The organism is Actinoplanes sp. NPDC051537 (assembly GCF_055586105.1).
Genome location: NZ_JBVJIU010000001.1, coordinates 502,490 through 515,607, shown reverse-complemented (window position 1 = coordinate 515,607; position 13,118 = coordinate 502,490). Strand labels below are relative to the sequence as shown.

11 protein-coding genes and 1 pseudogene are annotated in these 13,118 nt (G+C 73.6%); 4 read left to right on the top strand and 8 right to left on the bottom strand.

Going from position 1 to position 13,118, the window contains the following annotated elements; all coding sequences use genetic code 11:
- Positions 1 to 14 precede the first annotated feature (14 nt).
- Positions 15 to 557, top strand: coding sequence for a carboxymuconolactone decarboxylase family protein (locus ACZ6TB_RS02420; RefSeq protein ID WP_465549689.1), 543 nt, complete (start codon positions 15 to 17; stop codon positions 555 to 557).
- Positions 558 to 627: 70 nt separating this feature from the next.
- Here ACZ6TB_RS02420 and ACZ6TB_RS02415 read toward each other — a convergent pair whose 3' ends face one another.
- The 6 genes from ACZ6TB_RS02415 to ACZ6TB_RS02390 form a co-directional block, all read right to left on the bottom strand.
- Positions 628 to 1,521: a DMT family transporter gene (locus ACZ6TB_RS02415; RefSeq protein WP_465549687.1), complete on the bottom strand. Its 894-nt coding sequence runs from the start codon at positions 1,519 to 1,521 to the stop codon at positions 628 to 630.
- A 59-nt stretch (positions 1,522 to 1,580) separates the two neighbouring features.
- Positions 1,581 to 4,496 (bottom strand): SAV_2336 N-terminal domain-related protein, encoded by a 2,916-nt coding sequence (locus ACZ6TB_RS02410; protein WP_465549685.1) that lies wholly within the window; start codon positions 4,494 to 4,496, stop codon positions 1,581 to 1,583.
- Between the two features lies 1 nt (position 4,497).
- Positions 4,498 to 5,460 carry an AAA family ATPase gene (locus tag ACZ6TB_RS02405; protein WP_465549683.1) on the bottom strand — a complete coding sequence of 321 codons (963 nt, stop codon included), beginning with the start codon at positions 5,458 to 5,460 and terminating at the stop codon, positions 4,498 to 4,500.
- A gap of 12 nt (positions 5,461 to 5,472) precedes the next feature.
- A complete protein-coding gene (locus tag ACZ6TB_RS02400) occupies positions 5,473 to 7,293 on the bottom strand; it encodes a VMAP-C domain-containing protein (protein WP_465549681.1) in 1,821 nt (606 codons plus the stop codon).
- Positions 7,290 to 7,763 (bottom strand): hypothetical protein, encoded by a 474-nt coding sequence (locus tag ACZ6TB_RS02395; protein WP_465549679.1) that lies wholly within the window; start codon positions 7,761 to 7,763, stop codon positions 7,290 to 7,292. The genes ACZ6TB_RS02400 and ACZ6TB_RS02395 overlap by 4 nt, the downstream gene beginning before the upstream one ends.
- 105 nt (positions 7,764 to 7,868) lie before the next feature.
- Positions 7,869 to 8,657 carry a hypothetical protein gene (locus ACZ6TB_RS02390; protein WP_465549677.1) on the bottom strand — a complete coding sequence of 263 codons (789 nt, stop codon included), beginning with the start codon at positions 8,655 to 8,657 and terminating at the stop codon, positions 7,869 to 7,871.
- Positions 8,658 to 8,802: 145 nt separating this feature from the next.
- Between ACZ6TB_RS02390 and ACZ6TB_RS02385 the strand changes: the two genes are divergently transcribed.
- Together ACZ6TB_RS02385 and ACZ6TB_RS02380 are read left to right on the top strand one after the other, a co-directional pair.
- Complete coding sequence (locus ACZ6TB_RS02385; protein ID WP_465549675.1) at positions 8,803 to 9,294, top strand: transposase; 492 nt, start codon at positions 8,803 to 8,805, stop codon at positions 9,292 to 9,294.
- Positions 9,295 to 9,317: 23 nt separating this feature from the next.
- A pseudogene (locus ACZ6TB_RS02380) lies at positions 9,318 to 9,446 on the top strand (IS3 family transposase); the annotation flags it as partial.
- 281 nt (positions 9,447 to 9,727) lie between these two features.
- Here ACZ6TB_RS02380 and ACZ6TB_RS02375 read toward each other — a convergent pair.
- Together ACZ6TB_RS02375 and ACZ6TB_RS02370 are read right to left on the bottom strand one after the other, a co-directional pair.
- Entirely contained in the window at positions 9,728 to 11,221 is a 1,494-nt protein-coding gene (locus ACZ6TB_RS02375; protein ID WP_465549673.1) for an MFS transporter, read from the bottom strand.
- Between the two features lie 272 nt (positions 11,222 to 11,493).
- Positions 11,494 to 12,042 (bottom strand): TetR/AcrR family transcriptional regulator, encoded by a 549-nt coding sequence (locus ACZ6TB_RS02370; RefSeq protein ID WP_465549671.1) that lies wholly within the window; start codon positions 12,040 to 12,042, stop codon positions 11,494 to 11,496.
- 64 nt (positions 12,043 to 12,106) lie between these two features.
- Here ACZ6TB_RS02370 and ACZ6TB_RS02365 point away from each other — a divergent pair, with 64 nt between their 5' ends.
- Complete coding sequence (locus ACZ6TB_RS02365; protein WP_465549669.1) at positions 12,107 to 13,117, top strand: aldo/keto reductase; 1,011 nt, start codon at positions 12,107 to 12,109, stop codon at positions 13,115 to 13,117.
- Position 13,118: the final 1 nt, after the last annotated feature.

The window sequence follows — 13,118 nt, the reverse complement described above, 5'->3', positions numbered from 1 at the left end:
TGACCCCATCCGCTTTGTCCTCCGCGCAGGCGTCGCTCTATGAGGCCATCGCCGGCGGCCCCCGGGCCAACGGGCCGTTTCCGCTGGTCGACGCCGATGGCGGCCTCGAGGGTCCGTTCAACGCGATGCTGCTGCAGCCGAGCGTCGGGGCGGCGTTGCAGGCGCTCGGAAGCGCGATCCGCTACGAGTCGACCCTCGACGTCCGGGCCCGCGAGATCGCCACCCTCACCGTCGCCCGGGTCTGGGACAGCGGTTTCGAGCGTTTCGCACACGAGGCGGTGGGCCGGGCGGCCGGGATGACGCCGGCCGAGCTGGCCGCGTTGCGCGACGGTGACCCCGACGGCTTCCCCGACCCACGCGAGCGCCTGATCTTCGAGCTCTCGGCCGCGCTGGCCGCCGGCGGCGACCTGAACGACGACGAGTACCGTGCGGCGGCCGGCATCCTGGGGCTGCCGGCGCTGTTCGAGCTGACCACCCTCGTGGGCTACTACGCGACGCTGGCGCTCCAGCTGCGGGTGTTCCGGGTCGCGGCGCCGGAGGGCAGAACTGACCGTTGAGATGCACGTACGGCCGAGTGGCGCCCCCGGCCGGCGGCCGCGCCGGAGCCCCGTCTCACGAACCGGCAACCTATCCCGGGGGTGTGACCGCCGGAACGGTCTTGGGCCGGGTGCGGGAGACCGCCACGCCGCCGAGGCAGAGGAGGCCGCCGAGGATGGCGAGCGGCTCGGGGACCTCGTGCAGCACCAGCGCCGAGATCAGGATGACGACGACGGGGACGAGGTACGTGGTCGAGCCCATCTTGCCGGCGGTGGTGCGGGCCAGCGCGTACGCCCAGGTGGTGAACGCGATCGCGGTGGGGAAGACGCCCAGATAGACCACCGTCAGCGTGATGTGCGCCGGGGCGTCGGCCACCTCGCGGACGAACCGGCCGGCGAACGGCAGGCACACGAGAAAACCGATCACGCAGCCGTACGTGGTGACCTGCAGCGCGCTGGCATGCCGGAGAGCGGGCTTCTGGGCCACCGCGCCGGCCGCGTAGCTGACGGCGGCGAGCAGGCACAGCACCACGCCGAGGATCGACGAGCTCCCGCCGCCGGACATCGACACGCCGACGACGATCGCGCCGCAGCAGGCGACCAGGATGCCGCCGAGCAGCCGGGGCGGGAAGCCTTCGCGCAGCACCCAGCCGGCCAGCAGCGCCATGATGATCGGCCCGACGTTCACCACCATGGCCGCGGTGCCGGCGTCGACCTCGCGCTCGCCCCAGTTGAGCACGACCATGTAGAACCCGAACCACAGCACGCCGGAGACGACGATGCCCGGCCAGGCGGCCTTCGCCGGGAGTCCTTCCCGCCGTACGAGCAGAAACACGATGAGTGTCACCGCGCCGGCGGCGAGCCGCCCGAGCGCGAGCGCCCCCGGCGAGAAGTAGGGCGCCGCGGCCCTGATCCCGACGAACGCCGACGCCCACAGCACGACCGTCACCCCGGCCGCGGCGAACGCGGCCCGCCTCTCGTCCATGCCGGGCAGCATGCCGCATCGACAGTTCGGCGTCTGGCGAAATTCGGACGGGTGCTTCGTCACACCGGCGGATGGAACCGGGCGGCGACCCCGAACTGGGACGGACGGAGCCGGCTGTCGGTGACGATGCGGACGGTCCAGTCACGGTGGTGGCCGGCCCATCCGCGGGCCGCGAACACCAGATCGAGCGCGAGCTCGAGGGAGGTCTCGAGCGGGAACGCCGACCGGCGGAAGCGGACGGCGTCCTCGACCGACAGCGTGACGGTGTAGCGGTTCGGGACCCGCGGCTCCGGCGACCGGCCCATCGACTCCGCGGTGCGCAGCAGCTCGCGCAGCAGCGTCACGCCGCCGAGCTCCTCCCGGCGCAGCAGGCCCGAGCGCCGGGCCGGGAAGCGCTTCCGGATCGTGTCCTCGGCGTCGGCCAGCGCCGCCGCCGGATCGACGCCGCTCGCCTCCGGCGCGTTGGGGGGCGGGACCCGGGCCGTGCCCCGGGCCGCGCCGACCGGCGCGCTGCCCGAGACGCCGGGCCGGGACGGGCCGGGGGCCGGCTGCTGGCCGGCGGCGGCGAGCGCGGACGCCGCCTGGCGTGCGACCGCCGCCATCGCCGACGCCGACGGCCAGCGGGCGGCCGGGTCCTTGGCCAGGGCGCGGTCCACGATGGCGCGCACCGAGGGCGGGATGTCGCCGGGCAGCGGGCGCGGCGTATCCCGTACCTGCTTCATCGCGATCTCGATCGGCGTGGCGCCGTCGAACGGGCGATGACCGGACAGGCACTGGTACGCGATCACGCCGAGCGCGTACACGTCGGAGGCGGCCGTGGCGGCCTCGCCCGACGCCTGCTCGGGTGAGAGGTACGACGCCGTGCCCACCACCGACCCGGCGATCAACTGGCCGACCAGCGCCCTGCCCGCGATGCCGAAATCGGTCAGCACCAGGGTGCCGTTGGGCCGTACGAGAAGACTGGCGGGTTTGAGGTCGCGGTGGATGATGCCGTTCGCGTGCGCCGCCTGCAGCGCGTCCGCGGCCTGGGCGATCAGTGCCATCGTGCGCGTCGGGGTGAGCCGGCCCACCCGGCTCAGCGTGCGGGCCAGCGAGTCGCCCTCCACGTACTCCATGACCAGGAAGGCCAGGGCCTGGTCGCTGCCGTAGTCGTAGACGTCGACGACCCCGGGATGGTTGATGGTGGCCATGGCGCGCGCCTCCCCGCGGAAGCGCTCGGCGAAACCGGGCTCGTCGAGCAGCGCCGGCAGCAGGATCCGGACGGCGACGTCGCGGCCGAGAACCTCGTCGGTGGCCCGCCACACCTCGCCCGTTCCGCCGGCGGCGCGCTGCTCCTCGAGGCGGTACCGGCCGCCGAGGGTCACCCCCGGGCTGAGGCCCAGCGGCGGCTCCGGCTCCGGCTCCGCCTCCGGCTCCGGTGACGGGCCGGGCGAACGCGACGGCGACGGCCGGGCGAACCGCTGCGCCAGCTCGGCCGGGATCCAGGCGAACGGCTGGTCGTCGACGGCCATCTCGGACCCGGCGACGGTCGTCGCCACCGCCGCGAAGTAGCCGCCGGCCCGGCCGTCCTGGGCGACCACGTACTCGGAGACCGCGGTCAGCACCTGGCGCACGTCCGAGACCCGCGACTGGTCCAGCAGGGCGGACCGCACGCCGGGCCGGAAGTCGAAGCGGCCCGGCCGGTGCGACCGCCGCAGCAGCCCGGAGAGCACGACCTCGGCCAGGTGCGCGGGGCCCGACTCCGGCGCCACCGAGCGCTGCACCAGCCGCATCACCTCGAGATCGAGCGGCACCGCGGCCAGGCACGTCGCGAGCCGGCAGGCCTCCGGCGAGGCGGCCGCGACGAACGCGCCGACGAGGGACCGCGGGTCGTCCGTACGCCGGATCTCGCCGGTCTGCTCCGCGGAGCCCTCCCCGGACGGCGACATGATGGCGGCGGCCATCTCCACGCCCGCGCCGGACGACCCGGCCACGCACCGCGTCCAGGAGGCGAACCAGGCCGGCGACAGCTCGAGGACCGGCACGGCGTACTCGTCGTGCCGCAGGCCGCGGGGCCGCCGCCGGCGCTCCACGAAGCGCTGCTCGGCGGTGGGGGTCGCGGGCCGGAACGTGCGGAAGGCGCCGTTGCGCACGCGGAGCCCGGTCCGTGCCCAGAGCCGTTGCGGCAGCGGCTGCACGATGACGACGTGGCCGTTGCGGGCCCAGCCGGCCAGCGCGGCGGCCGCCGACCCGTCGTGCCAGGTGTCCGCGGCCGCGTCGGTGAGCACCAGGAAGAGCCGGCGGCCGGAGAGGTCGGTGAGCTCGGGCAGCGGGCGTGGCTCGCCGCCGGCGGCGTCCGGCACGACCGAGGGGCCCTGCGGGCGGTCCGAGAGCAGGCGCCAGATCCGTACGTCGCGGAAGGCCCCGAGCTGCCGCAGCGTCCGCTGCATCTCGGCCGCGATGCCCCGCCACAGCTCCATCGAGGGCGCGGTGTCGACCACGATCACCGCGTCCAGCCAGCGTTCGAGCGCGGGCCGCAGCACCGGGGTCAGGGGCGCGCCGTCCGCCATCCGCTGCACGGTCGCGTCCTCGTCGAGGACCTCCGACCGCGCCGACGGCACGCGTCGCTTGAGCGGCTTGAGCGCGCGCAGCAGCGCCGTGCGGGCGGGCAGCGCGGGAGCGCGGGCGACCCGGTACTCGACGCCCCGCACGGTGGCCGCGGCGTCGCCGGCCGCGGGGAGGCTGAGGGAGGACTCGGCGGTGAGCGGCTCCGCATCGGCGCCGGGCGCCGGCTCGGCGACGACCCCGGGCGCGGCCGCCGGGTACGGTCCGGCGGGCCGGCCCGGGAAATCGGGGCCGCCGGCGTCGGCCGTCGGCTCCGGGCCGCTCGCGGCCACGGTGGTCCAGCGCGCCAGCCAGAGCGCCTCGGCGACCTCCAGCGCGTCCGCGGGCAGGCCGGAGCGGTGGAGGACGTCGATCAGCTCGCCGGCGCGCACGTCAGTTCGCCGGGCTCAGGTTGCGCATGACGCTCTCGATGAAGCGGCCGCGGTCGGCCGGCTGCACGTTCATGGTCAGGAAGACCGCGTTGAGCAACTGATCCGTGCTGAGCTCGCCGGTCGCCCGGCGATGCAGGAACTGCTCGATGAGATCGCCCGACTGCTGCAGGTACTCGGGCCCGAGATGGGACGCGACGATCCGCGCCAGCCGGTCCGGGCCCGGCGTGGTCAGCTCCAGCTGGATGCACCGGCGCAGGAACGCGGGCGGGAAGTCGCGCTCACCGTTGCTGGTCAGCACCACGATCGGGAACATGCTGGTGCGCACCGTCCCGCCGTCGATCGGCACCGGGTCGTCCTGCCCGTGCACGTAGACCTGCTCGCCCGTGCGCGCGTTGCGGATCAGCTCGGGGATGCCGAACTCGCCCTCCTCGAGGACGTTGAGCAGGTCGTTCGGCAGGTCCATGTCACTCTTGTCGATCTCGTCGATCAGAAGAACGCGGGGGCGGTCGTACGGGAGGAGCGCCGTCCCGAGCGGCCCGAGGCGGATGTACCGGCCGATCCCCGGCGACGCCTGCGGGACGCTGCTCTCCTGCAGGCGGCCCACCGCGTCGTACCGGTAGAGCCCCTCCTGCAACGTGGACCGGCTGTTGATCGGCCACCGCAGCACCGGTCCGAGCCCGAGCTCGTAGGCCACCGCGTACGGCAGGGTCGACTTGCCGGCGCCGGGCGGCCCGGTCACCAGCAGCGGCCGGCGCAGGAAGAGCGCGACGTTGAACGACTCCAGCTCCTGCGTCTCCGGCTGGTACGTCCGGGCCCGTTCCAGGTCCACCGGCCGGCGTTCCCACCAGCCGTCCTCCGGCAGCCGCAGGGCGGCGCGGCCCGCGAAGTTCCGCCAGGGGGGAGCGGGCGGCATCGTCCAGGCGTGCGGTGCTCCGGTGCCGCGGTAGGCGTACCAGTCGGTCATGCGCTCTCCCAGTCAGAGGGGCTCGACGAGCGGCGCGTCGGCTTCGGGACGACGGCCGGGGTCGTCCCAGAGCAGGACGACGTTGGCGCAGGAGGGCTCGCTGCCCGCGGCCACCGCGTTGCGAACCTCCTGGATGGTGTCGGGAAGCTGGGCGAGCGGCCGCCGCGCCAGCAGCCGGGACAGGTCGGTGCGGAACAGCTCGCCCGAGCACGGCGCCGGCGCGGTATTTCCGGCCTTGTGCTCGGCGCACGTGTCCCGCCGCCACACCGCGGCCGGCACGCCGGCGTAGATGGCCACCGCCAGCGCGTCCTCGTCGTAGTCGTCGGGGTGCTTCGACAGCCCCACGACGGCCAGGTCCGGCTGGAGGCGCAGGCCGGCGTCGAGCTCGTCGGAGGTGGACCGGTCCTGGCACGACAGCCAGGCCGGGCCGGCGTCCGAGCCGGCCCGCAGCGCCCGCCAGCGCAGTTGCCAGTCGTGCCAGGTCTCGTCGTCGGTGAGCCGTTCCAGGTCCCGCACGACGACCGGGTTCGTGCGGCCCAGGCGGGAGAAGCGCCCGATCGGGATGTTCTCGAAGTCCTCGCCGAACAGCGCCGGCGGGACGACGAACTCGACGGTGGCCCAGCCGTGCATCCGCTTGAGGAGCGGCCGAAGCTGCTCGCCGACCACCGCGCGCGCCGCCGCGACGTCGCGACCCTGGTCCTCGTCGCAGTACACCTTGGCGGCGGCGCCGGTCCGGTCGTGCACCCAGATGGTGACGAGGTAACGGCTCTGGTCGAGGGCCCCGGGCGCGATCCGCACGGTGATCGCGGGGCGGGCGGCCTCCTGGTCGGTCGTGCCGCGGAACTGACGCAGGGCCTCGTACTCCTCGCGCCGGGTCGCCACGCGAACGGTCCATTCCCGCAGCCCCGGCGCGGCCGCGCCGGGCTCGTGCTGCGCCAGCCATCCGGTCAGCCGCAACAGCGGGTGCAGCTGCCCGGGGCGGCCGAGCTGGTCGATCAACAGGTACGCCAGGTGCCGCACGCCGGTGAGCGGCTCGGCCGGCACCCCGGTCGACGGCGACACCGCCAGCGCGTAGAGGTCGAGCAGGTCGGTCTCGACCGTCAGCCGGCTCAGCAGGTCGAGCAGCTGCGTCTCCTCGTCGGCGCTCACCGTGCTCAGGTCGGGCAGGGGCGACGCGGCGGCCAGCCGGTGCCGCGCCCGCCACCAGCCGCCGGCCACGTGGAACCGGTCATGGGCCGGCCACACGGCGTCGCGCGCCTCGTCGGAGAGCCGGCGCAGGCCGCGGACCGGCACGATCAGGCCACCGCGGTCGGAGTCCAGCTCCCGGCTGGTCTTCACGACGCCGCAGACGGCGCCGCGGTCGAGGTCGAGCACCGGGCCGCCGGACATGCCGGGGGCGATCTCGTCGCCGGCGAAGCGCCACATCTCCTCGTCGGTCTCGCCGTACGGCCCGGCGAACCGCCCGTGCGCGGCGGCCGGCTCCAGCCGGTCCCGGTAGATCGAGGAGTGGCCGAGCAGCATCAGCCGGGCGCCCGGCGAGGCCGGCTGCTCGCTGAGCCAGGCGCAGTCGTGCGGGCCCGCGTCCGGGACGGCGACGACGGCGAGGTCCGGGAAGGGCCAGGGCCGGCCGCCGCCCGGGGTCGCGTCGACGACCTTTCCCACGTGCGGGCGACCCCGCCAGTGGACGGTCACCGCGCCGGCGCCGGTGACGTGGGCGCAGGAGAGGGCGATGCCGGGCGCGACCCAGAAACCGCTGCCCACGCCCGTCGGGGACTCGATGCGGACGAGGCTGCCGCGCAGCGCCTGGAGGAGCTCGGTGACCGGCTCGCTCATCGCGGGGTGGGCGGCCCGGCGATCGCCTCGATCAGGGCGCGCAGGTCGGCGGCGTCGTCCGCGCGCGGCCGGGCGCTCACGTCCTGCGGGCCGCTCTCCGCCCGCACCGCTCCGACCTGGACGGCGGCCCGCACGGCGTCGAGGCGGGTCTCGGCCTCGGTGGCGGCGACCCGCTCCTCGGTGGCCTGGGCGGTCTGGGTGGCGGCGGTGGCGCGGGCCTCGGTGGCGTCGGCGCGGGCCGAGTCGACCGCGTTCCGGTTCACCTCGCGGCCGAACAGCCAGCCCACCGCCGTGAACACGATGGCCTCGACGGCGCCGAACACGTACAGCCGGCGCTGCCAGACCACGTCGTCGCCGCCGGCCAGCCAGATCATCGCGACCACGAGGACCGCGAACCCGATCAGCAGACCGGTGGCGACCGAGAACTGCCAGCCCCAGCGCGCGGCGGGTGCTCCATTGTCGTCGCTCAAAGTGCCGATCCTCCCTGATCGCGCCGAATGGACTCCTCGCGGTGAGTCACGCTAGCCGCACCCATGGCAAAACGTCATTGCCCGGGAGTGGCATTTTTCGGACGGTCAGGCCGGTTCCGGCGTGCGCATGTGGAGAGCACGGCCCAGCTCGGCGAGGGCCAGCAGGTTGAGGCCGGTGGGCGTGGTCCGGCGGGTGGCGATCAGGCCGGGGCGGCGTTCCTCGGGGTCCACGGCCCGCAGCACCACGCCTCCGGTGAGGACGAACGCGGTGTCGGTGAAGCCGTCGTCGAGGCGGACGCTGCTGCCGGCGAGCAGGCGCCAGCCGTACGAGGTCTGCGCGAAGACGCGGCCCTCGGCGAGCTGGAACGGCGGCGGGAGGCGCATCGCGGCGGCGCGCCGGGCGAACCATCGGCCGATGGCCGCGGAATCCCACGGGAGGGGCTGCTCGCCGGGCGGGAAGACGGCCTCCAGCGGTTCCCAGAAGCGCATTCCCGGGGCGTACGCGAGATAGGGGCACGTCCATGCGGCCCAGGCATAGACGTCGCCCGCCGGGTCGCTCTCCAGGATCATCGCGGTCAGCAGCAGCCGCTCGACCGGGTCGGGAACGCCGGCGATCGCCCGCAGCCGGCGCTCCCGGTCGGCGTCGGACCGCCCCGGCTCGCGGGCGGCCGCACACTCCGAGCACAGGTGGTGGCCGGCCGGCTGGTGGCGCGGGCACTTGTACGAGCGGCACTGGTCGCACCCGGTGATCGCGAGGTCGCCGCACGAGCAGGTGGCGATCGGCTCGTCGGCGCCGTCGTAGTAGAGCTCGTTGTGCCCGGCGCTCAGGCACCGGTACAGGCCCGGCAGAAGCCGCGCGCGAGGTTCGGGCGGGTGACCCCACGAGCAAGGCATGACCACATTCAAGCAACTCGTGATCGTCCCGGCCACCGGGCGCGCGTATCGGTGAGCAGAGCAAGGCCACTGGGCGCGCGTATGGGCGTGGGCCCGCCCCGGTTTCGCGGGCATCTGAGTTAGGAGCCCGTGGGGTTCCGGGAGGATGTCCCGCATCATGGAGAACGCGGGGAAGAAACGGGCTCGGCGGCCGCGGCGGGAGTTCACGCTGGTGTTTAAGGCCGAGATCGTGGAGTTGTGCCCGCGTGGCGATCGGAGCGTGGCGCGGGTCAGCCGGGATTTCGATTTGACCGAGACCGCGGTGGCGCGGTGGGTCCGGCAGGTGCAGCTGGACGCGGGGACCCGCACCGACGGGCTGGTCTCGGATGAGCGGGACGAGTTGGCCCGGTTGCGTCGGGAGAACGCCCGGCTGCGGGAGGACAACGAGATCCTGAAACGGGCCAGGCTTTCTTCGCTCGGGAGATCCGGTGAACGTGTATCCGTTCATCGCGGCGGAGCAGGCCGGCCAGCACAGCGTGAAACGCGCGTGTGTGCTGCTCGAGGTCTCCCGGTCCGGCTACTACCGGCACGCCCGCGGGCCCGCGTCGACGAGGAACTCACCGACAAGATCGTCGAGGTGCTGTCAAGACCGACCTGATCCACCGGCAGGCCTGGCCCCGCCACGCTGCCGCCCGCCAGGCGATCTTTGAGTACATCGAAGGCTGGTACAACATCAGCCGACGGCACTCCAGCCTCGGCTACATCAGCCCCGCCGCCTACGAAACCGCAACTCACCACCGGCCACCCTGACGGCGTGACCGGTCCACCCACCCAACCTGTCCGCCAAAACGGGTCAACCCAGGTGAGCAGAAGAAGGCCACTGGGCGCGCGTATTGGTGAGCAGAGCAAGGCCACTGCGCGCGTATTGGAGAGCAGAGCAAGGCCACCGGGCGCGTATTGGTGAGCAGAGCAAGGCCACCGGGCGCGTATTGGTGAGCAGAGCAAGGCCACTGGGCGCGCGTATTGGTGAGCAGAGCAAAGCCCCCGGCCATGCCTTGCGGCACGACCGGGGGCTCGGCGGGAACAGCAGGTCAGTGAGCCATCGCGGGCGGGGCGTCCGGGTCCACGTCGAGCGGGCCGGTGCGGAACAGCAGCGTCGCGACGAGGGCGGCGACCAGGAAGAAGCCGCACGACCACCAGAAGACCGTGTGGTAGCCGGCCAGCTCGGCCTTCGCCGCGAGCAGCGCCGACGGCGCGTGCGACGAGGCGTAGTGGGTGCCGGCGCTCGCGGCGAACGAGCTCAGCAGCGCGGTGCCGATCGAGCCGCCGATCTGCTGCATCGTGTTGATCATTGCCGAGGCGACGCCCGCGTCCCGGTGCTCGACGCCGCTGGTGGCGGCGTTCTGGGTGGGGGCGAAGACCAGGCCGAGGCCGAGGCCGATGACCAGCAGGCCGGGCAGGACACCGAAGTGGTACGACGAGTCGAGGTCGAGCCGGGTCATGTAGGCCATGCCGCCGGCCGCGACCAGCGCGCCGACCGGGACGAGCGGGCGCGGGCCGATCTTCGGGGTGAGGATCGAGCCGGCCGTGGTCGCGGTGGTCATGATGGCGGCGAGCATCGGCAGGAACGCGAGGCCCGTCTGGATCTGCGAGAAGTGCAGGAACTTGGTCATGAAGAAGGTCAGGAACAGGAAGATGCCGAACATGCCGGCGCCGGAGATCGCGATCGAGGCGTAGGCGCCGCCCCGGTTGCGGTCGAGCACCACGCGCAGGGGCAGCAGCGGGTGCGGCACCCGCAGCTCGATGACGACGAAGGCGATCAGCAGGGCCACGCCGGTGATCAGCGGGACCAGCACCGAGGCCGCGCCCCAGCCGTCGGTCTCCACCTTGCCGAGGCCGAAGACCACGCCGACCAGGCCGCCGACGGAGGTGACGACGCCGGGGAGGTCGAGCTTGTTGCGGCTGGTGATGCGCTCGTCGGCGAGCTTGACCAGGGCGCCGGCGACCGCGATGGCCGCGATGACCAGGTTGACGTAGAGGCACCAGCGCCACGACGCGTACTCGCTGAGCACGCCGCCGAGCAGCAGGCCGACCGCGCCGCCGGCGCCGGAGATGGCGCCGAAGATGCCGAACGCCTTGCCGCGGTCGGCCGGGTCGGTGAACGTGGTCGCGAGCAGCGACAGGGCGGCCGGGGCGAGGGCCGCGCCGAACGCGCCCTGCAGGGCACGGGCGATGATCAGCATCTCGATGCCGTTGGCGGCGCCGCCGAGCGCGGACGCGAGCGCGAAACCGACGAGGCCGATGAGGAACATGCGCTTGCGGCCGAAGAAGTCGGACAGGCGGCCGCCGAGCAGGAGCAGGCTGCCGAAGGCGAGGGCGTACCCGGTGACGACCCACTGGCGGCTCGCGTCGGAGAAGCCGAGGTCGTGCTGGGCGGTGGGCAGCGCGATGTTCACGATCGTCGCGTCCAGAACCACCATGAGCTGGGCCATCGCGAGCACGACCAGCGACCACCAGCGGCCGTTGTCGGCCTTGATGGCGGCCGGTGGCGGCGCCGGGGTGTGAAGTTCGGTAGCGGTGCTCATCTAGCGCCTTTCGGAAGCCATGCGGACGGAGAAGGTCTCCGTCCGCTTCGGCTCCGGCGGGTTCCCGGCTGAGGACCACCAGCAAAAGCAACTAAATGCGCAACCCGCGCCCGTACGGGTGGAGCGGCGCCCCGAAGCTGCCGGTCAGCCCGGCGACCAGGCCGGACAGCGGCGCGAGCACCGCGGGCCGGTCGAGCAGCACGTCGACCACGGTCGGCAGCCGGGTCGCGAGCTCCAGGAGGCTCCGGTCCTTTTCCGCGCGCGCGATCGGGTCAGCCCTTCAGGATGCGGCGTCCCGCGGCCAGCAGGTGGTCGCGGAAGTCCTCGTCGTCGAGGCCGGAGACGGCCGGGTCGGCGCCGGCCATGATGAGCCCGCCGCTCAGCACCGCCATCCGCACCCGGCTGCCGGGGTCGGGCGCGGTGCCGCCGAGCAGCCGCCGCACCCGCTGCAGCGACCGCAGTCCCGGATGCGCCCGCACCAGCCGCATCACCACCGGGTCGAAGCTCAGCGTCGTCGCCACCTTGCGGAAGTCGACCACCAGGTCAACCACGCCGGCCAGCACCGCCTCGCGCCTGGCGGCCGGACCGCGCTGCGCCTCGGCGTGGCCGGCGATCTCGCCGAGCCGGTCCATCGCCGGCTCGATCACCGCGAGCACGATGTCGTCCTTGCTCTGGAACTGGTGGTAGACGGCGGCCTTGGTGACGCCCAGCCGGTCGGCGATCATCTGCAGCGACGTGCCGGTCACGCCGTGCTCGGCGAACAGGTCGAGCGCCGCGGTGAGCAGCCGGTCGCGGGCGGTTCCGGGGCGTGGCGCGTACATGCCCGGAATGCTATCGGTTGCCGTCCTTGACCTGGAGCGCGCTCCAGGTCATAGCGTCGGAACCATGCAGACGATCGAATTGGGCCGCACCGGCCAGCAGGTCAGCCAGCTCGCGCTCGGCGCCATGCAGATGGGCAACGCCACGAGCGAGGCCGACTCGATCCGGATCCTCGACCGATACCTGGAGATCGGCGGGTCGTTCGTCGACACCGCCGACTGCTACGAGTGGTGGGCGAGCCGCGGCAGCCACGGCGGCGAGAGCGAGGAGCTCCTCGGCCGCTGGATGCGCGACGGCGGCAAGCGCGACCGGATCTTCCTCGCCACCAAGGGCAGCGGCCTGCCGCACCACTCGCCCGACCTGTGGAACGCCGACGGCACGGCCAACTGGGACCTGGCCCGGCGCACCTTCGCCGGCGCGGGCCGCAAGACGCTGACCGACGCGCTCGACGGCAGCCTCCGCCGGCTCGGCACCGACCACGTCGACCTCTACTACGTCCACGTCGACGACAAGGCCACGCCCCTGGAGGAGACCCTCGAGACGCTGGCCGGCTTCGTGCGGGCCGGCAAGGTGCGCTTCCTCGGCTGGTCGAACGTGCGCACCTGGCGGCTCGAGCGCATCCGCGGCCTCTGCGAGCGCAACGGCTGGCCGCTGCCGGTGGCGATCCAGCAGCAGCACAGCTATCTGCGCCGCAAGGCCGGCCTCGACACGGCGTCCATCGTGGACGCGGAGCAGCTGGACTACCTGCGGGACAACGACGACCAGACGCTGGTGGCCTACTCGCCGATCGTCAAGGGCGTCTACGACAGCGCGGAGAAGCAGCGCGACCACTGGATGATGGCCAACTACGAGGGCCCGGACGCCGACGCGCGCCTGGCCGCGGTCACGCAGGTGGCGGCCGAGACCGGCGTCACCCCGAACCAGCTGGTGCTGGCCTGGCTGCTGGCCCAGACCGCGCCGCGGGTGCTGCCGCTGATCGGGCCGCGCACGCCGGCCCAGTTCGAGGACGCCCTCCCGGCGCTGGAGGTCAAGCTCGGCGAGGACCAGCTGGCCCGGCTCGACGAGGCCGGCGCCTGAC